Genomic DNA, 26431 nt, shown 5'->3' on the forward strand with positions numbered 1-26431 from the left:
GATACTCGGCGATGTTTCAGCCATGGGCGCACCCCCTGCTCACACGGACCGAGGGACCGCGGAATGCCAGTGCCTGCTCGCCCCCGCCAGCGCCGATCCGCGCAGACGACGGGTTCCTCCCCAGCCGTGTTCTCCGCACTCCTGGTCGTCACGGCCGCGGGAGCCGGAGCGGCCGTCGGCCTCGCCCCCGAGGGAGCCCGCCCGTGGGTGGCGGGCACTGCGATCGCAGCCTGGGGCTGCATCGCGGCCGTCGTCGCCTTCGCCTCCGCCCGGTTGCGTCAGGCCCACCGTGAGACGGTGTCACGCACCGGTGAGCTGGAGATGACCAAGAACAACTGGATGCAGCACGGCGCCGAGACGGATCAGCTGGTCAATGTGACCCTGCCGACGATAGCCAAGCAGCTCAACGAGGGCATCGGCACCGACGAGGTCCTGGCCGGGCTGCCCACCCCCTCCGACCCGTACCTGCGCCGGATGCTGCACGTCTTCACCACCGAGGTCGCCGCGTCGGTCCGGCGAACCGCCGAGGCTCAGTCGGACCTCGACATGATGCGTCGTGAACTGGCCCGGGGGACAGAGGAACTCGAACGCCTCACCAACGACACCCTGCCGGCCGCGGTGGCCCTGCTGCGCGAGGGCAGCTCGGCCGACACCGTACTCGCCAAGCTGGACTGGCCGAGCATCCCCCTGTTGCGCTCCCCCGCGGAGTCGTTCATCCGTGAACTCGCGTACGCAGAGCGCCGTTCCGCCGCCGCCCAGGCCGCCTCCGCGAAGGCGCTGAGCCGGGTCCAGGCCAAGACCGTGGGCATGCTCGCCGACCTGCGGGACATGCAGGACCGCCACGCCGGGGAGATCTTCGGCGATCTGCTGCGCCTGGATCACAGCACCTCCCAGCTGGGCCTCATGACCGACCGGCTCGCCCTGCTGATGGGCGGCCGCTCCAGCCGCGTCTGGAACAAGCCGATCGTCATGGAGAGCATTCTGCGCGGCTCCGTCGGCCGGATCGCCGCGTACCGGCGCGTCCGTCTGCACAACTCCAGCAAGGTCGCCATCGCGGGCTTCGCGGCAGAGGGTGTGATGCACCTGCTGGCCGAACTCATGGACAACGCCGCCAACTTCTCGCCGCCGATCGACGAGGTCCACGTATACGTGGAAGAGCGCAGCGCCGGTCTCGTCATCACCATCGAGGACAGCGGCCTGAAGATGTCCGACGCCTCCATGCGCCGGGCGGCGGAGTCGGTGTCGGGCCAGGTCACCGACCTCGCCTCGCTGCAGGGCACCCGGCTCGGTCTGAGCGTGGTGGGGCGGCTCGCCGCCAAGCACGGCATCAGCGTCAACTACCGTCCCTCCTCGCGCGGCGGCACCGGCGTCGTCGTACTGCTGCCGCCCCAACTCGTGGCGCAGCAGCGCGAGCCGGTCGCTCCCGAGCCTCCGCGTCGTGGCGCGGAAGTTCCGACCGCCGCGTCGGCTCCCGCGGTCGAGGAAGCACTCCCGCTGCGACCTCAGGCGGTCGCGCCCGCGGGTGAGGCGCCCCGAGCCGACGTTCCCGGCAGGCCCACCGCGGCCACTCCCAACGGGCTGCCGGTCCGGGCCCCCGGCCGCACCATGGCCGAGGCAGAACGAGGACGGCCGAAGACGACGGCCGAGCCATCCTGGGCGGAGCCCAGCGGAACCGGTCCGGCGCGCGACGCCGGAAGCCAGTTCGGTGCCTTCCACCGCGGCCGACAGGCCGGAGGGCCCTCCGCCGACTCCCTCGCCGGTCCCGGCGATGACGCCGGGCACGAGACCGGGCCCGAGGCGGACGACTAGATCCCCGGGTTCTTCGCACACCTCAGGGGCACCGCAAGCCCCCTCCGCATTGATTCGCCGCATCCCGTTGGATTGGAGGAACGGGCCGGGTGACCACCAAGAGGTCATGACCCGTCCCGCCCATCATGGAGACCACTGACAACAGCCTCACCTGGCTCTTGATGAACCTCATGGAGCGCACCCCGGGCACCCGCCACGCACTCGTCCTGTCACGGGACGGCCTGAAGCTGTGCTGGACGGACCACCTCACCCTCGACCAGGCCGATCAGCTGGCGGCGATCTGCTCCGGCATCCAGGCTCTCGCGCAGGGCGCGTCCGTGGAGTTCGGCGACGGAACGGGCGGCGTGCGGCACTCCATGACCGAGTTCCACGGAGGTCTCCTGTTCATCGTGGACGCCGGACAGGGCGCGCATCTCGCGGTCGTCGCCGAGGAGAGCGCCGACCCGGGTGTCGTCGGCCATCAGATGACCGAGCTGGTGGAGCAGATCGGTGACCATCTGCGGGCCGAGCCCCGCGCCTCCGTCACCGGGGGTGCCTCGGCGTGATCCACAAACCCGTGGACGTCGGCGACCCCGACCGGCTCTACATGGTCACGGGTGGACGCAGTGAAGCCGACGACGCCTTCGACCTGGTCACACTGATCGTCAGTGAGTGCGAGCCCACCGCCGGGATGCAGTCCGAACACACCCGGATCCTTGGGATGTGCCGGCACCCGACGGCACTGGTCGAGATCTCGGCCGAGCTCAAGCTGCCCATCACCGTCGTACGGATCCTCCTCGGCGACCTCCATGCCATGGGCAAGGTGAGCGCCCGTCACCCCCGCGCGGCCGAGTCCGTCGCGACCCTCCCCGAAACCGCCCTGCTGCAGGAGGTGCTCCATGGGCTCCGCAACCTCTGAGCTGCCCGCCCAGCGCACACCGCTGGCCGATGCCGCCGAAACCGGCCTGAAGATCGTCGTCGTGGGCGGTTTCGGTGTCGGCAAGACCACCCTGGTCCGCTCGGTCAGCGAGATCCGGCCGCTGAACACCGAAGAGGTGATGACGCAGGCGGGGCAGGGCGTCGACGAGACGACGGGTGTGGAGCGAAAGACCACGACGACCGTCGCTTTCGACTTCGGACGTATCAGCCTCAGCCGGCGCATGGTGCTCTACCTGTTCGGCGCACCGGGTCAGGAACGCTTCTGGTTCCTGTGGGACCGTCTGTTCTCCGGCACTCTGGGCGCGATCGTCCTTGTCGACACCCGGCGTATGGAGGACTCCTGGTACGCGATCGACAGGCTCGAACACCACGAGACGCCGTTCGTGGTGGCCGTCAATCGTTTCGACGACGACAAGCGCCGGCTCTCGCTCGACGAGATCCGACAGGCACTCGCACTGGGCGAACACGTACCCATGGTCGACTGTGATGCACGGGTCAGGTCGTCGGGCAAAGAGGTCCTGATCACTCTCGTGGACCATCTCCACGCATTGGCACTGTCCCAGGAGGGGACCTCGTGAGCGACTCCACCGGCTCCCCGTCCACGGGCACGCCTCCGCCGGGCTGCCCGGCACATGCCTCCGCCGTACCCCTGGGCGGTCTGGAGTACCAGCAGACGCCCTCGCACCTGTACCGCACCATGCGCCGGGAACACGGGGCGGTGGCGCCGGTCCTGCTCGACGGCGACATCCCGGCCTGGCTCGTGCTCGGCTATCCCGAGGTCAGCTTTGTGACCAGCCATGACGAGCTGTTCGCGCGGGACTCCCGGCGGTGGAACCAGTGGCCGAACATCCCGGAGGACTGGCCCCTGCTGCCGTTCGTCGGCTATCAGCCGTCCGTGCTGTTCACCGAGGGCCAGGAGCATCAGCGCCGGGCGGGCGTCATCACCCAGGCGCTGGAGGGGGTCGACCAGTTCGAACTGGCCCGCGAATGCCAGTCGATCGCCGAGCAACTGATCACCTCGTTCGCCGGCAGCGGTCAGGCCGAGCTGATGAGCGCGTACGCGCATGCCCTGCCGGCCCATGCGGTGCTGTGGATGTGCGGGATGCCGCAGGGCAGCGCGGATACAGAGCAGCTCGTCGACGATCTGCGGATCTCGCTGGACGCCGGTGAGGGCGACGATCCGGTGGCAGCGTACATGCGCGTCGGGGAACGCATCATGCAGCTGGTGAAGGAGAAGCGGGAGCGCCCCGGTCCCGACGTCACCTCCCGGATGCTGCTGGATCCGGCAGGCCTCAGCGACGAGGAGATCGTGCAGGACCTGATCTCCGTCATCGCCGCGGCACAGCAGCCGACCGCCAACTGGATCTGCAACACCCTGCGTCTGCTGCTGACCGATGAGCGCTTCGCGATCAACGTCTCCGGCGGCCGGGTCAGTGTCGGCGACGCGCTGAACGAAGTGCTGTGGCTGGACACGCCGACCCAGAACTTCATCGGCCGCTGGGCCGTGCGCGACACACAGCTCGGCGGGCGGCTCATCCGCGAGGGCGACTGCCTCGTCCTCGGCCTCGCGGCGGCCAACACGGACCCTCAGATCTGGCCCGACGCACATGTCGGCGCCGAGAACTCCGCGCACCTGTCCTTCAGCAACGGCGAGCACTGCTGCCCCTATCCGGCGCCGCTGCTCGCCGACGTGATGGCACGCACGGCGGTGGAGACTCTTCTGGAGCGGCTGCCCGACCTGGTGCTGGGCATCGAAATGGCGGAGCTGACCTGGCGTCCGTCCATCTGGATGCGCGGACTGACGTCCCTGCCGGTGCAGTTCACTCCGGCGGCGCAGTAGCCACGTCCACGTCCTCCGCGGGCCGGGCAGGGACCCGCGGGGGCCCCTGGCACGCGGAGAACGTGGATCGCCACCGGGCCATCGCTCAGGTGGTGACCGGGGTGAAGCGCACCGGCAGTGACTGCGGGCCGCGGGTGAAAACGCCCTGCTCGACGGGCTCGTAGCCGTCGGCGAAACGCACATCGGGCATCGCGTCGAGCAGTTGGTTCACACCCACTTCGACCTCTGCCTTGGCGAGCAGCGCGCCGACGCAGAAGTGTCGGCCCAGCGCGAAAGCGAGATGGTCGGCAGCAGCCGAGAACGCAGAGGTCGTGGCGAGGTCGTCTCGGAAGATGTCGAACCGGTCGGGGTCGCGGTAGCGGCGCTCGTCCCGGTTGGCAGCTCCGATGAGACACGTCACCGTGGCTCCCTGCGGGATAGTGCCGCCGGAGACCTCGACCTCGGTGGCCGACTGTCGCATGATCATGTGGACCGGAGGGGTGTAGCGCAGCGTCTCGGCGAAGGCCGCGGAGATCAGACTCCGTTCCTCGCGGACCGCCGCCAACTGCTCGGGGTGCAGGAGCAGGTTGGCGAGGATGCTGGCGATCGCCTTGTCAGTGGTCTCCCCGCCGGCAGCGAGCAGCAGGCTGCAGAACGCCTTGATGTCCTCGTCGCTCATCCGGACACCGTCGACCTCGGCGGCACAGAGCGTGGACAGCAGGTCGTCGCCGAGGTGGTCGCGCCGCTCGCGGATGATCGGAATCATGTACTCGGCGAACTCCACACGGGTGCGCTCGCCGGCGGCGGTCACCTCGGGATCACCGGAGAGGTTGCCGAGGAATGCGATGACGGCGGTGTACCAACCGTGGAAGCGGGCGTGGTCGGCTCTGTCCAGGCCCAGCATGTCCGCGATGACGTTGACCGGGAACCGGGTCGCGTAGTCGCTGACGATGTCAGCCGAGCCGGAGTGCCGGAAGGCGTCGATGAGTTCGCGCGAGTTGCGCTCGATGACCGGCAGGAATCTCTCCTGCAGATCGCTGCCGCGGAACGCGGGGGCGACGAGTGCGCGCCGCACCGCGTGCTCCCGACCGCTGAGCTGGAGAATTGTCTTGCCGTGGACCGGCTCCAGCTGCCAGTTGTAGTTGTCGGTCGTGAACTCGGACTTCTTGTCCTTGAAGACCCGCTCGACGTCGTCGTAGCGGGAGATGATGTAACTCTGGGTGGCCTCGTGCCAGATCAGGGGTTTTTTCTCCCGCATCGCCACGTACGCGGGATAGGGATCCGCAGCGAACTCGGGCGAGAGGATGTCGGGCACCTGCTGTGCAGTGGACACGGTACTCCTCGTAAGTAGATGCGTGCCGTCGAGGGACAGGTTATTGATCTTTCGATGGCTCAAACAGTCCAGTCTGGGCCGAAGTTGAATGCCTGACCATCGGGCGTCGAGCATGCAGGACGGCGACAGGGCCGTTCACCGCTGTCCCAGGCACGGAAGGCCCCGCGGGATGCCCGAATCTCGCCAGGTGCTCCCCCTACGGGCATCTCCCCGACGCCGGGTGGTTCGGCGATCGACAAGAGGTGTCGGCCATCGCCATGGGTAGCGCTGCGGCCCCGTCCGCGGCCTTCATCGGTTCCTCCGTGGATACTCCGCCTTCAGGGTGGAGAGGAAACGGACTCCTGCGGAGCAGGGCAATGAGCTGGGATTCGCCGCCAGGGCGGATCGCAGTGCCCTGACCGGCAGTTTCGTTCTTTCGTGTGGACCCGCTAGTTTGTGAGAGTGGCCACGCGCAACGTGAAGCGGGCGTTCAAGTACCGCTTCTGTCCGAGTGATGCGCAGGCAGCCGAGCTGTCGCGCACCTTCGGATGCGTTCGCAAGGTCTACAACCTGGCGCTCGCCGCCCGTACCGAGGCGTGGACGCGTCAGGAACGGGTCAACTACAACGCTACCTCCGCGATGCTGACGGTGTGAAAGAGGACCGAAAAACTGGCCTACCTCAACGACGTGTCGTCGGTGCCGTTGCAGCAGACGCTGCGGCACTTGCAGACGGCGTTCACCAACTTCTTCGGCAAGCGGGCCAGGTACCCGCACTTCAAGTCCAGGCGGAAGTCCCGGAAGTCGGCGGAGTACACCACGTCCGGCTTCCGGTTCCGAGACGGGAAACTGACACTGGCGAAGATGCCTGAACCGCTGGACATCGTGTGGCCCCGGCCCCTGCCCGAGCAGGCGAAGCCCTCGACGGTGACGGTGTCGCAGGACGCAGGGGGCCGCTGGTTCGTCTCGATGCTGTGTGACGACCCGTCCGTCAAGCCGCAGCGGGCCAGCGGCAACGCGGTCGGTATCGACGTGGGCCTGGACCACCTGCTGACCCTGTCCACCGGGGAGAAGGTCACCAACCCGCGCCACGAGCGCAAGGACCGCGTTCGCCTGGCGAAGGCTCAGCGCAACCCCGCAAAAAAGACCAGGGGTTCGGCGAACCGGAACAAGGCCCGGCTCAAGGTCGCCAGGATCCATGCCCGGATCGCCGACCGCAGACGGGACGGCCTGCACAAACTGACCACCCGGCTCGTGCGCGAAAACCAAACGCTCGTGATCGAGGACCTGACCGTGCGCACCATGGTCAAAAACCGGTCTGTGGGTGATCGAGGGTGCAGGCAGCTACGGAGCCCAGATCGCACGCCAGACGGCACGTGCCGGCTATCAGGTGGTTGAAGCCGCCAGAATGGGCCGCGCCGGCCGCCGCGGCATCGGCAAATCCGACCCGATCGACGCCCGGCGGATAGCCGCTGCCGTGCTTCCGCTCCCCGAAGAACAGCTGCGCACTCCGCAGATGGACAAGGGGGTGCGGGCGGCAGCACAGATCCTCCTCACCTCCCGGGACGAGCTCACCAGCGAACGGACCAGGGCCGTGAACGCCTTGACTGCCCTCGTGCGCACCGCCGACCTCGGCATAGACGCCCGTCGTCCCCCCGGCGCCAGGCAGATCGGCGAAATCGCCCGCTGGCGCCCCCGGGAGGATCACCTCGCCGCCACGACAGCCCGCACCGAGGCCGTCCGTCTGGCCAAGAGGATCCTCGCCCTTGACACCGAAATCGCAGACAACATGAACCGGATGGGCGAGCTCGTCGACGCCAGCCCTGCGGCCGGCCTCCCCGAGGAAACAGGGATCGGCCCTGTCACCGCCGCCACCGTCCTGGTCGCCTGGTCCCACCCGGGACGGGTCCGTGACGAGGCCGCATTCGCCGCCCTCGCCGAGCGGCTCACGGCCGCCCGCTCCGACCTCCGCTTCCAGGACCGGCGCCTCGCCGACCTCGAAGCCCCTCGCGGATCTGGAGGCCGCGACCTGATCAGGGAGGGGAGTGCCATGAATCCGATGGACCACGTCGGCGTGATCGTTCCGGCGTGGCGGACACAGCCCAGAACGAGCCGATCGACGATGTCGTCGCACCGGCTTTGCGTACGACCGACAGCTCGTGTTTGACCCGCGGCGTCACCGTCACGCAGTTGACCTCTGGCCGTGTGCGGGCCAGTGAGTCAGGGACAAGGGCGGCACCGACCCCACAGGCCGCCAGACCGAGAGACATGTGGATGTCCATACACTCGGCCACCACCTCGGGAACGAGCCGGGCGCTTGCGAACAACTCGTCGAACCGCGCCCGCATACCGGTGCCGGCGATAGGCGCGACGAGCGGGTGCTCCGCGAGATCCTCCAGACCGATCGTGGCCTGCCCCGGGGCCTGTCCGTCGGCGAACGCGGCGACCCAACGCTCCGTGCCGGCATCGACGGCCAGCAGATCCCGTGGCACGTAGGACGATCTCATGATCCCCACATCGCGTGCTCCCGAACGCAGGTCGCGAACGATCTGCGCGTCGTCGACGGGATCGTGGATCACGCATATCGCACGGGGATGCTGCTCGCGGAAATCCCGGACCATCCGTGCCACTTCCGCTGCGGCCGTGCGGATGTGGGCCAGGTGAACACGACCACTCACCGGGTGCTCGGCATCTCTGACCGCGGCCCGTGCGCGATCGGCCTGCTCCAGGACCGCACGCGCATGAGCCAGGAAAGCCTGACCGGCCGCGGTCGAAACGACTTGCCTTGGCAGCCGCTCGAACAGTTTTGTCCGCAGCTCGGTCTCCAGGCGAGAGATCGAATATGACAGCGACGGCTGGGAAATGTGCAAAACCTCGGCAGCACGGGTGAAACTGCCGTGATCCGCCACTGCGACCACACCGCGCAGCTGATGCAATTCCATGATCGCACAATAGCTTGCCGATAGAGAATGTCTATAGGTGTTTCGCGATCTCGGTATTGGACCCACATCACCCCGGGGCCCTAGAACTGTTCCGGAGGCGCCGGTGCCGACGCCCCGGAAGGGAATACGAACATGTGCGAACTGTTCGGCAGGGTCGAGTCGATGTCACGGCGAAACCTGCTCAGAGGCGCCGCGGCCGCGGCCGGTGCCACAGCCGGCGCGGTGGTCGCCGCCCCGGCGACCGCTTCGACCGCGGTTGCCGCCGCCACCCGGGGAACAAGCGACGCGCACCGCTACCACACCCGTCTGATACTGCTCGGCACGGCCGGCGGTCCCAACTGGTGGTCCGGCAGCAGCTATCAGGTCGGCATCTCCTCCGCCGTCGTAGTCGGTGACGCCGTCTACCTGGTCGACTGCGGTGACGGCATGGGGCAGCGCTACCGACAGGCCGGACTGTTCGCCGGGCAATCGACGGCGACCGACTTCACGAAGCTGCGCGCCGTCTTTCTCACGCACCTGCACTCCGACCACGTTGCCGGCTACCCCGCGCTGACGCTCTTCGGCTTTCCGGGAAACGGACTCGGTACCGAGGATCGGCCGGTGCGGGTATTCGGCCCGGGACGCCGCGGCGTGCTTCCGGAGGTCTACCCACCGGGACGTTCCGTGGCGGAACCGGTGAGCCCTGGCAACCCGTGGCCCGGCACCGAGGACATGACGGACCTGATCTTGCAGGCGTTCGCCACCGACTTCAACGACCGGATCCGGGACATGGCCGCATCCGATATCCGCGCCGGCCTCACCGCCCACGACATCGCGCTGCCGCCCGGAGCCGGTGCCGATCCCAACCAGGTCCCCGCACCCCGGCTCGCTCATCCCATCGAGGTGTACCAAGACGATCGGGTCAAGGTCACCGCGGCACTGGTCGATCACGGACAGGTATTCCCGTCCTTCGCGTTCCGCTTCGACACCGACGACTTGTGCGAACGTGCTGCGGCCAAGGCACTCGTACTGTCCCACTTCGGCCCCGCCAACAATCCGCGAGAACGCTGGCTCGGCGCGAGAAGGGGCTTTTCCGGACGCTTTCGCATCGGCGAGGACCTCATGCAGATAGGCGTCGGAAAACCCCGGCAGTGACCCCCGGACCGTCCCCGCTCTTCGTCAGGAGCCCGGCGCCACCCTCGCCACACCTGGCGCACCTGTCCCGTTCCGCTCCATGTTCCCTCCGCGTATTCCGGTCGGCGTTTCCGGCCTTGCGGGGGCGCCGCGGCCACGAGCCAGGTGACGGCGTGGGCCGTCCGTGGTCAGGCTGAACTCTTCAGGCTCAGCCGAGGGAGGAGAACCCGGAAGGCCGTGCCCCGGCTCGGGGCCGAGTCGACCTCGACGCGTCCCGCGTGGGCGGTGACGAGGGAGCGGACGATGGCGAGACCGAGGCCGGCGCCGCCGGTGGCGCGGTTGCGGGAGGTGTCGGCACGGTAGAAGCGTTCGAAGATGCGGCTGGTCTGCTCCGGGCCGAGTCCCGGGCCCTGGTCGGCGACCTCCAGAACGGCGTGGTCGCCGACCGTGCCGACGCCGATGCGGATGGGCGTACCGGCTGGTGTGTGGGTGACGGCGTTGCCGACCAGGTTGGTGACGACCTGACGCAGGCGGGCCTCATCGGCGAGGGCCGGCGCGGAGGCGGGTGGGCCGTCGCCGGCCGGGCCGGTGAGGGTGACGGCCCTGGCCGGATCCAGGGCGCGTACGTCGTGAAGGGCGTCCGCGGCGAGTGTGCGCAGGTCGGTCGGGGCGAGGTCGAGGCCAGGTGGGGAGTCCGGCGCACGGTGACCGGCGGGCCCTCCCGTGGCCTTCAGCGAGTGTTCGTCGAGGCGGGCCAGCAGAAGCATGTCGCCCACGAGCCGGGTGAGGCGGTCGGACTCGCGGGCGATGCGGGACATCGTGGCGTCGATGTCCTCGCGGTCCGCGAGGGCACCCATGCGGTGCAGGTCGGTCAGTCCCTTGATGCCGGCGAGCGGAGTACGCAACTCGTGGCTGGCGTCGGCGACGAACCGGCTCATCCTCGCCTCGGACTCGGAGCGCGCGGCGAAGGCGGTCTCCACCTGGCCGAGCATGCCGTTCAGCGCTGCGGCAAGACGTCCCAACTCTGTGTTAGGGCCGGCTAGTTCGGGAACCCGGCGGGAAAGGTCGCCGCCCGCGATCTCGGCGGCGGTCTGCTCGATGCGGGACAGGGGGCGCAGCCCGGACCGGACCGCGAACCAACCGGCCACGGCAAGGAACGCGAGCAGACCGAGTCCGGTGCTCTGGTAGTTCCGCCACATGCGGCCCACCGTGTCGTCCACCTGAGTCATCTGCGTCGCCACGATCACGCTGCCGGAGACGGCCGGCGTCCTCGCCACCGTGATCCCCGGCAGCCGGGCTCGGGTGGTCCTGGGCACGGCGATCACCCGCCAGCGCGTGTCGCCCTTCGTGCTGCCGACGGTGAACGGGCGCGCCTCGCGGGCGGCCACCGCGGCCGTGTCGAACCGGGGAAGGGCCGGGCCCCGTGCGTCCCCCGTCCGGTTCGCCGCGGCGAGGGAGTCGATGCTGCTCTCGACCGTGCCGTCCTCGGTGACGTACGTGATGACGGGGTTGCCCAGGACGTCGGTACTGAAGTCGGCGAGGCCCGCCGGCGGCTGCCGGTCGGCTCCGTTCTCGGCCACCGTGGGCGGCAGCAGGGTGAACACCTGGGCGGTGGCGCGGAGTTGGGCATCCACGCGGTCTTCCATGTAGCCGCGCAGGGCGTTGCCGGTGACCACGCTGAACGCCGTGAAACCGGCCGTCAGGAGAGCGACGGCCAACAGCAGCACACGGCTGCGCAGTGACGCCCGCGCCCACACGGCACGCATGCGGGGCGCGGTCATGACTTGGGTCCGCGCAGTACGTAGCCGACACCGTGCACGGTGTGTATGAGCTTCGGGCCGCCGTTGTCGATCTTGCGCCGCAGGTAGCTGATGTACGTGTCGACGATGCCGGTGTCACCGTTGAAGTCGTAGTCCCACACTCGCTGGAGGATCTGCGCTTTCGACACCGTGCGCCCGGCGTTGGCCATCAGGTAGTGCAGCAGCCGGAACTCGGTGGGTGACAGGCGTATCGGCTCGCCGGCGCGGGCCGCCTGGACGCCGTCGGGATCGAGTTCCAGGTCGGCCACGCGCAGCAGTGCGGTGGGGTCGCCGCTGGTGCGGCGCAGCACGGCACGGATGCGGGCGATCAGCTCCTGGAGGTCGAACGGCTTGGTCACGTAGTCGTCGCCGCCCAGGACCAGGCCCTCGATCTTGTCCTGGGTGGCGTCACGGGCGGTGAGGAACACGACGGGGATGTGTCCGGCATGGGGCGCCGCGGCGGGCCGGTGCTGCTCGCGCAGTCGCCGGATCACCTCGAAGCCGTCCAGGTCGGGAAGCATGACGTCCAGTAGGACGAGATCTGGCGAGGTCTCTCCTGCCTGGTCCAGGGCTTCCTGCCCGGTGCCGGCCGCGGCGACGGTGAACCCGGAGTGCCTGAGCGCCGCGCACAGCAGCTCCCGCACGGTGGGCTCGTCGTCCACGACCAGCAGGTTCACGCCCGTGGTGGCCGCCGCACCGGGATCGTTTCCTGCGGCGGCGCCGCGCAGGGCAGAGCGCTCAAGGGCAGTCAAAGGGGCCTCCAGGCGACCGGGAATCCGCTCCCGGCTCCGCCGGACACAGGGAGGCATCGGAAGGCGCGCCGCCCACTGCGGCCGGGATCCTGCTCGGCAGGATACGAAAGCGAGCTGTGTTCATGCGTAAAGCCCGTGGCCACCGTGACCACGGGCTCACCGTGACCCGTGGTCACCGCGCGCCGTGGACAACAGACTTCCGGTGAACCCAGCCAGGGCCCCGACGAGCAGAGCGAGTACGACCGTCCACGGCACACTGCCGCTGAGCTCGGCCCGCATTCCCCCCATCTCGCTGCCGAACATGCTGATGCCGATGTTCCCGGAAGCCCCGGCCAGCCAGGCCGCGCCGCCCAGGACAACGGCCGTGACGACACCGAACCGCTCGGCCATGCCGAGGTGCCGGGCCAGCGGACCGCGGTAGGGGTGCAGAGGACGCAGGTGCGCCGGATTCGTGGTGCGGGCCGCCCGGTAGGCGCAGCCGAGCAGGATGATGCCGGTCACCGCGAGGGCCCCGAGCCACAGCGGCCATCCGCCTGCCGACAGGGACCTGAGGTGTTCGGTGCGGTCGGTCTGAGATCCGCCACTCATGCCGGGCATGCCGCCCGTCCCGCCCATTCCTCCCATCAGCCCGGCAAGCGGGTTGCTGCTGCTGTCGCTCCGCACCGGGTGCGCTCCGAGCGTCCATGAGGAACCGACGCCCAGTGTCAGGAAGACCGCCAGCGCGTTCGGGGCCAACAACAGGGCACTGCCCGCCAGCGTCCCGGCCCGGCCGCCCACCGCCGCCCCGACGAACACCAACGGCACCAGCATGACGGCCGCCAGGACGAGGATCGTACGGACGACGGCCGAGAGGCTCGGGGCCCAGGTGGGCCGCAACCGGTCCAGCGCACCGCTCAGCGGCAACCGCACCCGCCGGCTGATCAGACATCCCACGCCAAGGACGACGGCCACCCACAGCACCGCGCCGAAGCCGGCCGATCCCACACCCACCTGGTACGTCATCGCCATCGGGGCCGACATACCGCCACTGCCGCCGCCACCGAACAACTCGCCCATCGGATTGTCGCCACCGCCGCCGAAACCCCCGGCAGACCCGCCACCGGTGCCGCCCATCGCTGCCATGGCCGACTCGGGCAAGGTGGCCGATCCCTGCCCGAGGCCGGCCACCACCATGAGTGCGGCCCATGCCGCAGTCCCCGCTCCGGCCGCCCGCACGGCCAGTTCACCGGCGGTGAACCGCCGCTGCCGCTGTCCCGACCTCAGCCGCCGGGAGAACGCGACCCACAGGACGACGGTGCCGACCAGCGTCACGCCGAGCGGTACCGCATCGGCCGCTCCGCTCATCGACGGGCCCATGCCACCACCACCGCCGAACAGACCGGCCAGTCCGCCCATCGACCCCGTGTCTCCCGACACGTCCGAACCCGCGCTCACCGAGCCGCCGACGGCCATGGCCGTCAGGGCCATCGTCAGCGACCACAGCGATCCGACCGACCCCGCGTCCAGCAGTGCCAGCGCCAGCACGGACACGGCCGCCATGGCGAGCACCGCGCACAGCGCGGCCGCCGCCCCTTCCAGAGCGTTCTGCCACGGGCCGATCAACTGCACGGGCACGGGGCGGTGTTGGGGCCGCGGCCCGGCACCGGGCCGCGGACTGGACCCTGGCCGGGTCTGGAGACGGGGCGTGGTGACAGCCATGTCGGGAACTCTCCGCTTCGCTTGCGGGGAAGCACGCGGCGCCGTTCGGGGGAGGAATGACGCCGCGTGCCACGGGGACCCGCACAGACTGGCGGTCTCGGGTACCACGTTCCGGAGAGGTTCTGGGAGATTCCTGAGAGCCGACGACCGGGCGCCGCAGGTCACGAGCCGGGCGCCACCCACGCATGGCACTGCTTCTCAGAAAGTTCCCAGAACCTCACTGGCTCCTGGCGGCCGGACGTTTGCCAAAAGCAGCGGGAAGCACGGCTTTTGAGCCGAAGCGGCGACGGGCTCGGTCCGCGGTTGCCTCGACGGTACGGGTGCGGCCGTCGCCGGGAGCCGGTGGGAGCGGGCGGTTCGGAGGACTCGATGCCTTCGCGAGCGACGCGGTGGGCGATCCTGCGCTGTCGTAACCACCGGCGCAGGTGGTCGTGGTCCAGGCGGTCGTAGGCGTAGCCCTTGCCGCCGTGGAGACGTCATCGACTCGCACAACTTCCCTGGACATCACGGCTGCCCCGGCATTCACTGAGCATTCACTGGGTTCGTGCGTCGTAGGCGGATCGCGACGTCTTGATATGCGCCGAGTTGTCCCGGCACCATCCGAACAGCGGGGTGAGCACACCAAGCAAGGACCGGCCCGTCGCCGTGAGCGAGTACTCGACGCGGGGCGGAACCTCCGGGTGCGATTCGCGGCGAACAAGCCCGTCGCGCTCCAGGGAACGCGGCGTCACGGCGAGCATCCGCTCGCTGATGCCGTCCACCACTCGGTGCAGTTCCCCGAAGCGCCGTGTCCCCGGGCCGAGGCTGACGATGACGTACAGGCTCCACCTGTCGCCGACCCGCGTGAAGATCTCGCGGGTCAGGCACCCAGGGGAACTGCCGTCGTGTGGCCCTCCGCGAGCGCGACCTCCGCAAACGCGCCGCACTGTGCGAAGCGATCCGGAAGGGATTCATCCAGCGAGGCATCGACGCGCTGCCTGCACGTCTACTGGCCGAGACCGGCATCACCGTGCTCCACACGGCAGTCGACCATTGGCTCGACCGCGAAGATGATCAAACGCTGTCCGACCTGGTCCTTGAAACGCTCAACGCACTACGAACATCCATCAGACAAGGAAGCGAAGCCCTGCGGGGCCGGGTCCGCCAGGCCGAAGCGGACGCCGCCCACGGACCTCCGGTACGCCATTCGGGCGCCGCTGCTGCCGAGCCGTGCGCCGCCGTGACCCGACATCAGGAACCGCGCCGCACAGGCGTGAGCGCATGGTCCCGGGTCGCCCGTGAGATTGCCGCGGCGTCCTGGGCGGCGATGGCCTCCACGAGGTCGACGTGGATGCGGTGCCGCTCGCGCATGGCCTCGTCCGGCGTCCCGTTCCCGGCGCCGTGGACGTCGACGGTCCGCCCGCGGATCACGTCGAGCAGCGACAGGTAGAGCGTCCGCAGCATGGGGCTCGGGTTGACCTGGGCCAGGAGTTCGTGCAGCTGCCAGTTCGCGGCCATGAAGGCCCGCACGTCGCCGTCGGCGCGCGCCGCGTCCATGGCGGTGAGCTGCTCGTGGTACCTGGCGATCTCATGAGGCGAGGAGTGCCACGCGGCGTCGTGGAACAGCAGCGGATCGAGCGCGTCGCGAATCCGGATCGCGTCCGCGACCGAGGTCTCGTCGGAGTCGAGCGCGAGCATCGCATGCCCGAGCCGGACCATCGGCGACTCCTCGCCCGCGAAGAGCCCGCCGCCGGGGCCCGGCCGCACCCGGACGAGCCCACGCGACTGGGCCAGGCGCAGCCCCTCGTTGAAGGTCCCGACCGAGACCCCGCACCGCGACTGCAGCTCCTTCTTGGTGCCCAGCCGCGCGCCGGGTCCTGCGTCGCGGACGAGGTCGGCGATCACCTCGGCGACCCGCGCCGCTCGGGTGGTCGCGCTCGTGTCAGTGGCCATCTGGGCTCCCCCTCGGATGTCACCGGTCCAGTACGACGGTCATGACGAATCGCTTGACACCGCCATACTGCCAGCTCAAGATACATCATATTCATCATGGTTATTTTGCTCGGAAGGTGGGATGAGGGTCGCGAACCCGGCCGGGCACCTGATGCTGGTGACGGAGGCGGGAGTCGTGGACGTCGAGACCGCCGACGGAGGGCGCTTCTCGTCGGACCCCCGGGCCGTCTACACCCGCTGGGCGGAGTTCACCGACTCGGGGCCGACCGCGCCTGCCGTGGAAGCAGTCGTCTGCGAGGCCGCCGCGCCCGGGAGTTCGGCCCCGCCGGTCACACGCTGACCGCGGACAACGAGCGAACGAGAGAACGAGGAGACCTTATGCCCCCCTCTCGCCCCACCTGGTCCCGCCGTGACTTCGGCGGGCTCCTGGGAGCAGGCGCCGTCGCGACCGGCCTGAGCGCCGCGGCCCCGTGGACGGCGCAGGCCCGTCCGTTCCGGGCGGCCACCGACCGGCAGTCCGACCGGCCGAATATCCTGTTCGTCTTCGCCGACGATCTGGGCTGGGCCGACCTGTCCTGCTACGGGTCGCCGCACATCTCGACCCCGAACCTCGACCGGCTGGCGGCGCAGGGAATCCGGTTCACCGAAGCCTACTCCGGCTCGTCGACCTGCTCGCCCACCCGCATCAGCCTCTACACCGGCCGCTATCCCGGACGGATCGAGGCGGGCCTCCACGAGCCGTTGACGGCGGCGGACGTCGGGCTCGACCCGTCACACCCCACGCCGGCATCGCTGCTGCGCTCGGGTGGCTACACCACCTCGATGATCGGCAAGTGGCACTGCGGCAGGCTGCCCCGGTTCTCCCCGACCCGGTCCGGGTGGACCGAGTTCTTCGGCAGCTTCGAGGGTGTCCTCGAGTACTACTCGAAGCTGGACCCGTTCGGCCGCTACGACCTGTACGAGGGCGAGACGCCGTACCAGGACCTCCGCTATTACACGCGGATCATCACCGAGCGGGCCGTGGAGTTCGTCGAACGCGACCACGAGGGCCCCTGGCTGCTCAACCTCAACTTCACGACGCCGCACTCGCCGTGGATCGCGGACGGCGACATCAAGGAGGCCGCCCGGTTGGAGCGGGGCATCCGGGAACTCCCTCCCGAGGAGGGCTCGATGATGCTGATCCACTTGGACGGCGGGTCCACTGAGAAGTACCGGCAGATGGTGGAGGACCTGGACCGGTCGATCGGCAAGGTCATGGCCGCCCTCCGCCGGTCGGGTGGCACCGAGAACACGCTGGTGATCTTCAGCAGTGACAACGGCGGCGAGCGCTTCTCCTACTCCTGGCCGTTCACCGGCGCGAAGCACACGCTGCTCGAGGGCGGGATCCGGGTCCCGACGATCGCGCGCTGGCCCGCCCGGCTCGACCCCGGGCAGGTCAGCGACCTCCCGGTGATGACACCCGACTGGACCGCCACCATGCTCGAGGTGGGCGAGGTGACAGCCGATCCCGCCGTCCCGCTCGACGGAACGGGTCTCGCGGGCTACCTGCTGCGCGGTGAACCGGCGCCCGCGCGCGACCTGTTCTGGCGATCCCGGCACGAGCGGGCGCTGCGGCGCGGAAAATGGAAGTACTACCGCACCGACGGGCCGTCGAACCGGCTCATGGACCGCCTGAACGCCGAGTCCCCGCTGCACACCGATGGGGACCTGCTCTACGACCTGAGCACCGACCCGGCGGAATGCGCCGACCGGTCGCGGCACGAACCGGAGCTGATGGCCGATCTCGTCGCCTCCTGGGAGCGGATCGCCGCGGGCCTGCTGCCCTACCCCGCGGAAGATCCGTCGTCCGACACGTCGCCCGACACGTCCGGCTCGTAAGGTGGCCGTCCCTCCCGTCGTCGTCCACGACCTGCGCGTGAACGGCCGCACCGAACCACTCGGATTCGACGACCCGCTCCCCCGCTTCAGCTGGAGCATCGAGGCGGCGACGACCGCAGCGCAGAGCCACCACCAGGTCCAGGTCTTCGCCGATGCCGACCTCGACGATGCGACGGCTGTGTGGGACAGCGGCCGGGTCGAGGGCGCGCAGCCGTTCGGCGTGCCCTGGCCCCAGGCCGGTCTGCGCTCGCGCACCCGGTATACGTGGCGGGCCCGCGTCTGGCTGGCCGACGGCTCGGCGAGTGCGTGGAGCGACCCGGCCTGGTTCGAGACCGGGCTCCTCGATCCGGCGGACTGGATCGCTCGCTGGATCACCGGCTCCGCACCGGCCGGCCCCGACGACTCCTCCGTGCTCTATCTCAACCGGGTCGTCACGCTCCCCGACGCGGTGACGCGCGCCCGCGCCTACGTGACCTCGCTCGGCTGGTACCACCTGTTCGTCAACGGCATCCACCTCACGGCGGACACGATCGTGCCACGGTGGTCGCCGCCTGCTGAATTCGTCGAGTACCAGGTCTACGACCTCACCGCGGCGTTCACGTCCGGCCACAACGCGATCGCGATCGCCGTCGGCGACGGGCGGTACCGCGGCCGGCTCGGGGTGCGGGGCACACGCAACCATTTCGGCGGCCGGCTCGCCGCGCTCGCCCAGTTCGAGCTGCGGCTCGCCGACGGCAGCACGGTCACCGTCGGCACCGACACCTCGTGGGCAGCGGGCCCCGGCAGCATCCTCGCCGCCGACCACAAGACCGGCGAGGTGGTCGACCTGCGCATCCCGGACGAGGACTGGCTGACCGGCCTGCGGCCGCAGCGGTTCTCCTCCGCCGAGCCGCTGCCCACCAACCGCGTGCTCGTCGCCGAGCAGGCCGACCGGGTCCGCGACGTCATTCGCCTGGGTGCCACCGTGTCCGTCGCCCCGTCCGGCAGGCAGCTCCTCGACGTCGGGCAGAACATCACCGGCCACCTCCGGCTGAGACTGCGCGGCCCCGCCGGCACGGTCGTCCGGATCACCCACGCCGAGCTGCTCGGACCGGACGGCGAGCTCGACGACGGCAACCTCGCGCTGATGGGGACGCGGCTCCATCAGCGTGACGTGGTGACCTTGGACGGCGACGAGCACTGGCACCAGCCGCGGTTCGCCTTCCGGGGGTTCCGGTACGCCGAGGTCGACGGGCTCCCCCACCGGCTCGGCCCGGCCGATGTCGAGGCCGTGGTCATCTCCAGCGACATGCGCACGACCGGTGAGTTCGCCTGCTCCGATCCCTGCGTCGAGCAGCTGTACCGCAACGTCGTGTGGAGCATGCGTGGAAACTTCCTCGAAGTGCCGATGGACTGCCCCACCCGGGAACGGTCGGGATGGACAGGTGACGCCCAGGTCTTCGCCCCGACCGCGACCCGGCTGATGGACGTGCAGGCCTTCTACCGCCGCTACCTGCGCGTGCTCGCCGCGGAACAACGACCCGACGGCCGCATCCCGGTCTTCGTCCCCGACGACGATCCGCGCGATGACGACCGCGGCGGCGTCACGGGCTTCTTCCAGCGGCACGGCTGGACCGTCGCCGGCTGGGGTGACGCGTGCGTCCTCATCCCGTGGGCGCTGCACGAGGCCTACGGCGACGTGGGCGTGCTCCAGGAGCAGTGGCCGACGATGCGGCGGTGGGTCGGCCTGCTCGAACGCACGGCGGCGGCCGGGCGGGGCCGGGCCCGCTGGTTCGCCAGGCGGCTCGGCGAGCACGACCGGTACATCCTGGGCGGCGGCTTCCACTTCGGCGAGTGGCTCCGCCCCGGTGAGAACGCCGTGCCCTCCGTGCTGAGGACGCTCGTGTGCCCGCCCGCCGCCGTCGCGACCGCCTACTTCGCCCACTCCGCCCGTACCCTCGGGCGCATCGCGCAGGTGCTCGGCCGGGACGCGGACGCCCGGCGGTACCACGCGCTCGCGGACCGCGTCGGGGCGGCGTGGCGGGCGGCGTTCGTGCGCAAGGGCGGCGCTCGGATCGGCGCGGACCGCCAGGACGACTACGTGCGCGCGCTGGCGTTCGACCTCCTCGACCCCGCCCAGCGCCCGGCGGCGCTGGATCGCCTGGTCGAGCTGATCCGCGCCGCGGACACGCACCTGGGCACCGGCTTCCTCAGCACGGCGATGCTGCTGCCCACCCTCGCCTGCCACGGCCGGACGGACGTGGCGGTCGAGCTGCTGCTCCGCGACACCGTCCCGTCCTGGCTGCACCAGATCTCCCGCGGCGCCACGACGACCTGGGAGAGCTGGGAGGGCTATGACGAGGACGGCCGGGGGAAGGACTCCCACAACCACTTCGCCCCCGGCGCCGTGGCCGCCTGGCTGGTCGACGGGCTGGCCGGCCTCGCCCCCGCCGCGCCCGCGTACCGCCGCATCCGTGTCGTTCCGGCGATCGGCGGTGGGATCACCTCGGCCCGCGCCGCCGTCGACACCCCCTACGGGCGGGCGGTGAGCTCCTGGGTGCTCGAGGACGGTGTCGTCACGCTCCGGGTGTGCGTGCCCCGCGGGACGACAGCCGAGGTGCACCTCGGCTCCGGCTGTGTCGAGATCGCGGACGCCGGTGAGCACACGTACCGGTGGACGGTCGATCCTCCCGCCGCGCTCCTGGACGCCGCCGGTGCGACTCCCGGGCGAAGCGGCCGTCGACGGCCGGACCTGCGTGCCCGGACGAACCCGGTGCGGCCTGCCGCGAAGACGCATGTCGACGAGGGGCCTCCCCGATGACGAAGACACCGGCCTCCAACCCTTATGGCCGGGCGTCCACTTCCTGGCCGGGTCCGAAGTTCTCCGCTCCACCCCGGCAGGGGCTGGCGTCAGGTGTGTGGATACGTCGTGACCGCTCACCCGAAGTCATCCTCGCGGCCGTAGGACCGTACGCGTCTACTCGTTTCGCAGTACGACCCAATGCGTGACGTTCGACGATGACGCCGGCAGGTGCGCGGACGAAGGATTGAGGCGATACCCCCCCTCAACTTGGAGTGTCTCAAGCATGGCTTCCTATCTTTATCGACTGGGCCGTCTCGCTTTCCGGAAACGAAAACTGTTCGTACTCGGCTGGCTTGTGGTGCTCTTGGCCTGCGTTTTCGCCGCGGTCAAGGCGCCGGCCGCGCCGGATGACGCCTTCGTGGTTCCGGGTACGGAATCGCAGAAGGCGTTCGACCTGATGGACGAGCGATTCCCGGGGGAGGGAAGTGCCGACGGAGCCCAGGCCCGCCTCGTGTTCGTCGCGCCGGACGGGCAGAAGATCACCGCGAGTGACAACAAGGCGGCCGTCGAGCAGGTCGTCGGCGAACTGGCCGGCGGCTCACAGGTCAAGAGTGTCCCCGACCCGTTCCGGACGCAGGCTGTCAGCAAGGACGGTTCCACGGCCTACACGACGGTGATGTACGAGGCGAAGGCCGACGACCTGAGCGATGCCACGACCGTGGCGCTGACCGATGCCGCCCAGGGCGGGCGCGATGCGGGACTGACCGTGGAGATCGGCGGTTCGGCCCTTAATGCTTCGCCCGAGATCGAGGCCACGACTGAGCTCATTGGTGTGGCGGTGGCGGCGCTGGTCCTGCTTCTCACGTTCGGTTCCCTTGTGGCGGCCGGGCTTCCCCTGGTCACCGCGCTGGTCGGGGTGGGTGTCGGTATCGCCTCGATCGCCGCCTTGAGCAGCACCTTCGGTCTTTCCTCCATGGTCAGTACGCTCGCCATGATGATCGGGCTCGCCGTCGGTATCGACTACGCCATGTTCATCGTCTCGCGCTATCGGACCGAGCGAGCCGAGGGGCATGCCCCCGAGGAGGCCGTGGGGCGCGCTGTCGGCACGTCCGGCAGCGCCGTGGTCTTCGCCGGTCTCACTGTGATCATCGCGCTTGCGGGCCTGTCCGTCGTCGGCATTCCGAGCCTCGCGAAGATGGGGTTGGCCTCCGCGGGCACGGTTGTCATCGCGGTGTTGATCGCAGTCACCCTGGTCCCGGCCCTGCTCGGTTCCTTTCACCGGGCGGTGCTGCCGCGAGGTGCGCGGAAGAAGAAGGCGCAGGGTACCCACTCGACCGCGGGAAAGGGGGCGCTGGGCATGCGCTGGGCCCGCTTCGTAACGCGTCGCCCGCTGCCCGTGCTGCTGCTCGGTGTGGTCGGCCTCGGCTTCATCGCGGTGCCCGCCCTCGATCTTCAACTCGGCTTGCAGGGCGACGAGTCGAAGCCCACATCCACCACCCAGCGCCGCGCCTACGACGAGTTGGCCGAAGCTTTTGGCCCCGGCTTCAACGGCCCGCTCACCGTCGTCGTCGACGCGAAGAGCGCCGACAACCCCAGGGAGGCCGTGACTCAGGCCGCGACGGCGCTGCGGGAGACCAGCGGCGTCGCTTCGGTGACCCCCGGCGTCTTCAATGAGGCCGACGACACGGCGATCATCACCGTGACCCCGAGCACAGCCCCTACCAGCACGACGACCGAGGATCTCGTGCACACCATCCGTGACGAGGGCGACCGGCTCACGTCCGAGACCGGGGCCTCGATGCTCGTCACCGGTACCACCGCGGTGAACATCGACACCTCGCAGAAGGTCAACGACGCGCTGTTCCCGTATCTGGCGCTCGTGGTCGGATTGGCCTTCCTGCTCCTCATGCTCGTGTTCCGCTCGGTCCTTGTGCCGCTCAAGGCCGCCCTCGGCTTCCTCCTGTCCGTCGCCGCGTCCTTGGGCGTGATCGTCGCGGTGTTCCAGTGGGGTTGGCTCGTGGACGTCCTCGGTGTCGAGACGACGGGCCCGATCATGAGCATGACGCCGATCTTCCTGATCGGTGTGGTGTTCGGCCTCGCCATGGACTACGAGGTCTTCCTCGTCACGCGTATACGCGAGGCGTACGTGCGTGGGGAGCGCCCGAAGCAGGCCATCGTGACCGGGTTCGGGCACAGCGCCGGTGTTGTCGTGGCCGCGGCGATCATCATGATCGCGGTGTTCTCCGGGTTCATCGGCATGAGCGAACCGATGGTCAAGATGATGGGACTCGGCCTGGCCTCCGCGGTCTTCTTCGACGCGTTCGTCGTACGGATGACCATCGTCCCGGCCGTCCTCGCCCTGCTGGATGAGAAAGCGTGGTCTCTGCCCCGTCGGCTGGCGAAGATCCTGCCGGAGGTCGATATCGAGGGCGAGCGTCTCACCCGTACTCCGTCTGTCGGCGAGAGCGTCGACACGGAACCTGAGCCCAGCCGCATGTGAAACCGACGGAGCCCGCAACGAAGCGCCTGACAAGGGACAAATGATGAGCGACTGGCGAGAGCGCGTCAGACACCACCCACGGACGGTGGATGTCCTTCTGGCCGTGACCTCGTACGTTGCGTTGCTCCTCGGCAGCAATGACTGGGGGACGGCGAACCGGATCGCCTCGGCGCCGTCCTTCGTCCTGCTGGGCGGCGTGGTGCCCTGTGCGGCCCTGCTGTGGCACCGCGACCGGCCGAAGGCGGTGACAGCGACGGTCCTGGCGTGCTGCGCAGCGATAGGCGCACAGGTGAACGTTCTCAATCCCGCGTTCCTGTGCCCCCTCATCGTCGCGTTGTGTTCCCTGGCTGTGCACGCCGACCGCCGTGCGGCCCGTGCCTACACGGGTGGAGCGATTCTCGTCCTTCTGACGATCTCGGTCCTCTTCGTGCACGGCACGCTCCGGCACACCGACAGTGTCGGACTGATCGCCTGGTCACTGCTGCCCACAGCCGCGGGCGAATCCATCCGCAGCCGACGCGCCTACGTGGCCGAGGTCGAGGCACGTGCCGAACTGGCCGAGCGCAGCCGGGAAGAAGAAGCCCTGCGCCGTGTGGAGGAGGAACGCATCCGCATCGCCCGCGAACTGCACGACGTCGTCGCGCACCACATCGCTCTCGCCAGTACGCAGGCGCGCACCGCCACTTACCTGATGCGCACCCAACCCGAGTACGCACTGAACATGATGGAACACCTCTGCGGAACGACGGCATCCGCGCTGCAGGAACTGAAGGCTGCCGTGGGCCTGCTGCGCCAGGGGGAAGACTCGGACTCTCCCTTGGAACCGACACCGGGCCTCGCCCAGCTTCCCGCCCTGTTCACCAGTTTCGAAACCGCCGGGCTCAACGCGTCCGTTGCCGTCGAGGGCGCGCGGCAACCCGTGTCACCGGTCGTGGAACTCACGGCGTACCGGATCATCCAGGAAGCCCTCACCAACGTCACCAAGCACGCCAACACCACCACCGCGTTCGTACACCTGCGCTTCGGACACGCACAACTGACGGTCTCCGTCGTCGATGACGGAACACCGTCACCACCGAAGCCCGGCGCCGCGGGCTTCGGCCTGATCGGCATGCGGGAGCGAGCCCTGTCCGTCGGCGGCAGTCTGACCGCCGGGCACACACCGAAGGGCGGCTTCCTGGTCACTGCCGAACTACCGTTGAAGTCCCATGAGCACGACATGGAGCGTACGAGTTCATGACCATCCGAGTTGTGTTGGCCGACGACCAGGCCTTGCTGGTGGGCACGTTCAAAGTGCTGATCGACCTGGCCGAGGACATGGAGGTCGTCGGCGTCGCGGCCGACGGCCGGGAGGCGGTGGACACCGCCCGTGCCACGCGACCGGACGTGATCGTGATGGACATCCGCATGCCCGGTCTCGACGGCGTGGCGGCAACGGTCGAAATCTGCGCGGACGACAGTCTCCGGGACACGCGCGTCCTGGTGCTCACCACCTTCGAAACCGACGAGTACGTCGCACAGGCGCTCCGAGCGGGGGCAAGTGGATTCCTCGGCAAGGGCGTCGGCCCCGAGGAGTTCCTTGCGGCCATCCGTACGATCAACGCCGGCGAGGCACTGCTGTCCCCGACCGCGGCCCGCACCCTCATCGCCCGCTTCCTCGCGCACCCCGAACCCGGCCCGCTCGCCACGCCGGCTGCCCTGGCCGCGCTGACGCCCCGGGAACGCGAGGTCGTGGCAGAGATCGCGGTCGGCCTCTCGAACAACGAGATCGCCGCCAAGTTGTGCGTGAGCCCGCTGACCGTACGCAGCCACGTCCAACGCATCCTGACGAAGACCGACGCCCGTGACCGGGCCCAACTGGTCGCCATGGCCTACCAATGCGGACTTGTGAGACCCCAGACACCGAGGTGAGCCCTCATGCCGGACCGGAGCGAGGTTGTCGATCACGGTGACGAACCCGGCGCACGGCAAGTACGCGTCGTGGTCGCCGACGACCAAGGTGCTTGTGCACTCCGACCGGGACGAGGACCCTGGCGACGCCCCGTCACCCCGACCGAAACGGCGAGACCAGTACCTGCGGCCGAGCGGAGGCTGCGCCGTGAAAATACGTGACTTTGTCCTCGTCGTCCGCTGTACGTTGTGCTGGCGCATCGAAGAGGCGTTGCCCGGGCGGCCCACCGCGGCGCGGCGTACTCCCCGTTACGAGGTCGTGGAAGGGCCAGGAACAGTGATCACGGAGGTGCGCTCTCCCACCGCTGAGGTCCACGGGTGCCCGGCTGGTGTGCACGCGGGTTCCACGGTCCATGTGTTTCCGTAGATCAGAAGATATCTTGAGGTATTTTCACAGTGTTCCTGACGGGCTGTGGGAGATCGCGAAGCCACTGATCCCGCCATCGAGAGTGCGGCCACAGGGCGGCGGAACGCAGGACACACCTGATGAGACGTTGTTCGCGGCCATCGTCTACGTCCTGGTCAGCGGCTGCGCCTGGCGCCAACTGCCGCCCTGCTTCGGCCTGCACCCTCGATCACCCACAGAACACCGAGATCCCCACCGGTGCGACGTCCGGCCCAGTTGATGGCTCGGGCCCTGCCGGCGTGAGTGTTGGGGAATGCCTGGGTGCCCAGGTGCTCACCGTTGGCGGCGAGCACGGCGTAGGTATGCGTTTTGGCGTGGGTGTCGACGCCGATGACGAACGAATGCGTGTGGGCCTTGCCAGAGCCAGATACGGGTGTACGCCGACAGCTTCCCTCCGCAGGACCGCATGCCAGGGGACCACGGCCTGGACATCCCCGCCCACCAGTCACACAACAGCCCGGCGAACAGGGCCACAACCTCACCGGGACGGGAGCACACGCGCCTTGACAACCCCGGCCCTCATGGGTGCAACGATAGGGCTTGCCGAGAGCCCTGCCAGCTGCGAGGAAAGAAGCACTTCTCGGGCGACCAGGCGTATCGGGTCCTACCCGTGTGGTCGTGTCGAGGGCGACGGTCGTGGAGCGGTCCCGCAGGCCGGGGCCGTGCTGTTGGTGGAGACAGCCCGCAAGAGCGGCCAGCGGGAATGGGGACGCCCCACCGGAGTACTAACTTGATCTTTAACCTGTGCGGCGGGGTCGTGGGGTTGTTGACTTCTTCGTTCGCTGTTTCGCGGTGTCTGGTTTGCGGACTGTGTGCACGTCGTA

At 69.3% G+C, this 26431-nt stretch carries 19 protein-coding genes and 4 pseudogenes; 15 read left to right on the forward strand and 8 right to left on the reverse strand.

What is annotated here, in order from left to right; translation table 11 throughout:
• Positions 1-63: 63 nt before the first annotated feature.
• From ACZ5VQ_RS37245 to ACZ5VQ_RS37265, 5 genes are all read left to right on the forward strand, one after another.
• On the forward strand, positions 64-1809 hold the full coding sequence (locus ACZ5VQ_RS37245; RefSeq protein ID WP_469108830.1) for a sensor histidine kinase: 1746 nt from the start codon (positions 64-66) through the stop codon (positions 1807-1809).
• A 125-nt stretch (positions 1810-1934) separates the two neighbouring features.
• Positions 1935-2354, forward strand: a complete 420-nt coding sequence (locus ACZ5VQ_RS37250; protein WP_450627703.1) for a roadblock/LC7 domain-containing protein — start codon at positions 1935-1937, stop codon at positions 2352-2354.
• Positions 2351-2707, forward strand: coding sequence for a DUF742 domain-containing protein (locus ACZ5VQ_RS37255; RefSeq protein ID WP_326757516.1), 357 nt, complete (start codon positions 2351-2353; stop codon positions 2705-2707). The genes ACZ5VQ_RS37250 and ACZ5VQ_RS37255 overlap by 4 nt, the downstream gene beginning before the upstream one ends.
• Positions 2688-3305 carry a GTP-binding protein gene (locus ACZ5VQ_RS37260; protein ID WP_469108831.1) on the forward strand — a complete coding sequence of 206 codons (618 nt, stop codon included), beginning with the start codon at positions 2688-2690 and terminating at the stop codon, positions 3303-3305. The genes ACZ5VQ_RS37255 and ACZ5VQ_RS37260 overlap by 20 nt, the downstream gene beginning before the upstream one ends.
• Positions 3302-4567 carry a cytochrome P450 gene (locus ACZ5VQ_RS37265; RefSeq protein WP_469108832.1) on the forward strand — a complete coding sequence of 422 codons (1266 nt, stop codon included), beginning with the start codon at positions 3302-3304 and terminating at the stop codon, positions 4565-4567. The genes ACZ5VQ_RS37260 and ACZ5VQ_RS37265 overlap by 4 nt, the downstream gene beginning before the upstream one ends.
• Positions 4568-4652: 85 nt before the next feature.
• Here the strand turns inward: ACZ5VQ_RS37265 and ACZ5VQ_RS37270 are convergent, their stop codons facing one another.
• Complete coding sequence (locus tag ACZ5VQ_RS37270) at positions 4653-5879, reverse strand: cytochrome P450 (RefSeq protein ID WP_469108833.1); 1227 nt, start codon at positions 5877-5879, stop codon at positions 4653-4655.
• A gap of 441 nt (positions 5880-6320) precedes the next feature.
• Here ACZ5VQ_RS37270 and ACZ5VQ_RS37275 point away from each other — a divergent pair.
• Together ACZ5VQ_RS37275 and ACZ5VQ_RS37280 are read left to right on the forward strand one after the other, a co-directional pair.
• Positions 6321-7208: pseudogene (locus tag ACZ5VQ_RS37275) on the forward strand (RNA-guided endonuclease InsQ/TnpB family protein); the annotation flags it as partial.
• Positions 7180-7416, forward strand: a pseudogene (locus ACZ5VQ_RS37280) (IS110 family transposase); the annotation flags it as partial. The pseudogenes ACZ5VQ_RS37275 and ACZ5VQ_RS37280, both read left to right, overlap by 29 nt.
• A 472-nt stretch (positions 7417-7888) precedes the next feature.
• Here the strand turns inward: ACZ5VQ_RS37280 and ACZ5VQ_RS37285 are convergent.
• The gene (locus tag ACZ5VQ_RS37285; RefSeq protein ID WP_469108834.1) at positions 7889-8797 is read right to left on the reverse strand and encodes a LysR family transcriptional regulator; all 909 of its coding nucleotides are present in this window, start codon (positions 8795-8797) and stop codon (positions 7889-7891) included.
• A 222-nt stretch (positions 8798-9019) separates the two neighbouring features.
• On the opposite strand from ACZ5VQ_RS37285, the gene ACZ5VQ_RS37290 reads away from it, so the two are divergent.
• Positions 9020-9931: an MBL fold metallo-hydrolase gene (locus tag ACZ5VQ_RS37290; RefSeq protein WP_469108835.1), complete on the forward strand. Its 912-nt coding sequence runs from the start codon at positions 9020-9022 to the stop codon at positions 9929-9931.
• 167 nt (positions 9932-10098) lie between these two features.
• Here the strand turns inward: ACZ5VQ_RS37290 and ACZ5VQ_RS37295 are convergent, their stop codons facing one another.
• From ACZ5VQ_RS37295 to ACZ5VQ_RS37315, 5 genes are all read right to left on the reverse strand, one after another.
• Positions 10099-11691, reverse strand: a complete 1593-nt coding sequence (locus tag ACZ5VQ_RS37295; protein WP_469108836.1) for a sensor histidine kinase — start codon at positions 11689-11691, stop codon at positions 10099-10101.
• Positions 11688-12461, reverse strand: a complete 774-nt coding sequence (locus ACZ5VQ_RS37300; RefSeq protein WP_469108837.1) for a response regulator transcription factor — start codon at positions 12459-12461, stop codon at positions 11688-11690. Before ACZ5VQ_RS37300 ends, ACZ5VQ_RS37295 begins: the two co-directional genes overlap by 4 nt.
• Before the next feature lie 156 nt (positions 12462-12617).
• Complete coding sequence (locus tag ACZ5VQ_RS37305; RefSeq protein WP_469108838.1) at positions 12618-14075, reverse strand: streptophobe family protein; 1458 nt, start codon at positions 14073-14075, stop codon at positions 12618-12620.
• A 617-nt stretch (positions 14076-14692) separates the two neighbouring features.
• Positions 14693-15085, reverse strand: a complete 393-nt coding sequence (locus ACZ5VQ_RS37310; protein ID WP_469108839.1) for a winged helix-turn-helix transcriptional regulator — start codon at positions 15083-15085, stop codon at positions 14693-14695.
• A gap of 304 nt (positions 15086-15389) precedes the next feature.
• The gene (locus tag ACZ5VQ_RS37315; protein WP_469108840.1) at positions 15390-16091 is read right to left on the reverse strand and encodes a FadR/GntR family transcriptional regulator; all 702 of its coding nucleotides are present in this window, start codon (positions 16089-16091) and stop codon (positions 15390-15392) included.
• 121 nt (positions 16092-16212) lie between these two features.
• Here ACZ5VQ_RS37315 and ACZ5VQ_RS37320 point away from each other — a divergent pair, with 121 nt between their 5' ends.
• The 7 genes and pseudogenes from ACZ5VQ_RS37320 to ACZ5VQ_RS37350 all read left to right on the forward strand — a co-directional run.
• Positions 16213-16431, forward strand: a complete 219-nt coding sequence (locus tag ACZ5VQ_RS37320) for a hypothetical protein (protein ID WP_469108841.1) — start codon at positions 16213-16215, stop codon at positions 16429-16431.
• Positions 16432-16469: 38 nt separating this feature from the next.
• Positions 16470-17969 (forward strand): sulfatase family protein, encoded by a 1500-nt coding sequence (locus tag ACZ5VQ_RS37325; RefSeq protein ID WP_469108842.1) that lies wholly within the window; start codon positions 16470-16472, stop codon positions 17967-17969.
• Position 17970: 1 nt separating this feature from the next.
• Complete coding sequence (locus tag ACZ5VQ_RS37330; protein ID WP_469108843.1) at positions 17971-20769, forward strand: family 78 glycoside hydrolase catalytic domain; 2799 nt, start codon at positions 17971-17973, stop codon at positions 20767-20769.
• Between the two features lie 265 nt (positions 20770-21034).
• Positions 21035-23251 carry an MMPL family transporter gene (locus tag ACZ5VQ_RS37335; RefSeq protein ID WP_469108844.1) on the forward strand — a complete coding sequence of 739 codons (2217 nt, stop codon included), beginning with the start codon at positions 21035-21037 and terminating at the stop codon, positions 23249-23251.
• A 43-nt stretch (positions 23252-23294) separates the two neighbouring features.
• Complete coding sequence (locus ACZ5VQ_RS37340; protein WP_469108845.1) at positions 23295-24491, forward strand: sensor histidine kinase; 1197 nt, start codon at positions 23295-23297, stop codon at positions 24489-24491.
• Positions 24488-25162 (forward strand): response regulator transcription factor, encoded by a 675-nt coding sequence (locus ACZ5VQ_RS37345; protein WP_469108846.1) that lies wholly within the window; start codon positions 24488-24490, stop codon positions 25160-25162. Before ACZ5VQ_RS37340 ends, ACZ5VQ_RS37345 begins: the two co-directional genes overlap by 4 nt.
• 392 nt (positions 25163-25554) lie before the next feature.
• A pseudogene (locus tag ACZ5VQ_RS37350) lies at positions 25555-25794 on the forward strand (transposase); the annotation flags it as partial.
• On the opposite strand, the pseudogene ACZ5VQ_RS37355 reads toward ACZ5VQ_RS37350, so the two are convergent.
• Positions 25763-26020: pseudogene (locus ACZ5VQ_RS37355) on the reverse strand (IS110 family transposase); the annotation flags it as partial. The pseudogenes ACZ5VQ_RS37350 and ACZ5VQ_RS37355 sit on opposite strands and share 32 nt — an antisense overlap.
• Positions 26021-26431 lie beyond the last annotated feature (411 nt).

The organism is Streptomyces sp. NPDC033178 (genome assembly GCF_055577685.1).

Excerpts from the sequence above, each read along its gene's own strand:
- ACZ5VQ_RS37245 (WP_469108830.1), top strand. The coding sequence starts at position 64 with ATGCCAGTGCCTGCTCGCCCCCGCCAGCGCCGATCCGCGCAGACGACG.
- ACZ5VQ_RS37250 (WP_450627703.1), top strand. The coding sequence starts at position 1,935 with ATGGAGACCACTGACAACAGCCTCACCTGGCTCTTGATGAACCTCATG.
- ACZ5VQ_RS37260 (WP_469108831.1), top strand. The coding sequence starts at position 2,688 with ATGGGCTCCGCAACCTCTGAGCTGCCCGCCCAGCGCACACCGCTGGCC.
- ACZ5VQ_RS37285 (WP_469108834.1), bottom strand. The coding sequence starts at position 8,797 with ATGGAATTGCATCAGCTGCGCGGTGTGGTCGCAGTGGCGGATCACGGC.
- ACZ5VQ_RS37295 (WP_469108836.1), bottom strand. The coding sequence starts at position 11,691 with ATGACCGCGCCCCGCATGCGTGCCGTGTGGGCGCGGGCGTCACTGCGC.
- ACZ5VQ_RS37315 (WP_469108840.1), bottom strand. The coding sequence starts at position 16,091 with ATGGCCACTGACACGAGCGCGACCACCCGAGCGGCGCGGGTCGCCGAG.
- ACZ5VQ_RS37320 (WP_469108841.1), top strand. The coding sequence starts at position 16,213 with ATGAGGGTCGCGAACCCGGCCGGGCACCTGATGCTGGTGACGGAGGCG.
- ACZ5VQ_RS37325 (WP_469108842.1), top strand. The coding sequence starts at position 16,470 with ATGCCCCCCTCTCGCCCCACCTGGTCCCGCCGTGACTTCGGCGGGCTC.
- ACZ5VQ_RS37335 (WP_469108844.1), top strand. The coding sequence starts at position 21,035 with ATGGCTTCCTATCTTTATCGACTGGGCCGTCTCGCTTTCCGGAAACGA.
- ACZ5VQ_RS37340 (WP_469108845.1), top strand. The coding sequence starts at position 23,295 with ATGAGCGACTGGCGAGAGCGCGTCAGACACCACCCACGGACGGTGGAT.
- ACZ5VQ_RS37345 (WP_469108846.1), top strand. The coding sequence starts at position 24,488 with ATGACCATCCGAGTTGTGTTGGCCGACGACCAGGCCTTGCTGGTGGGC.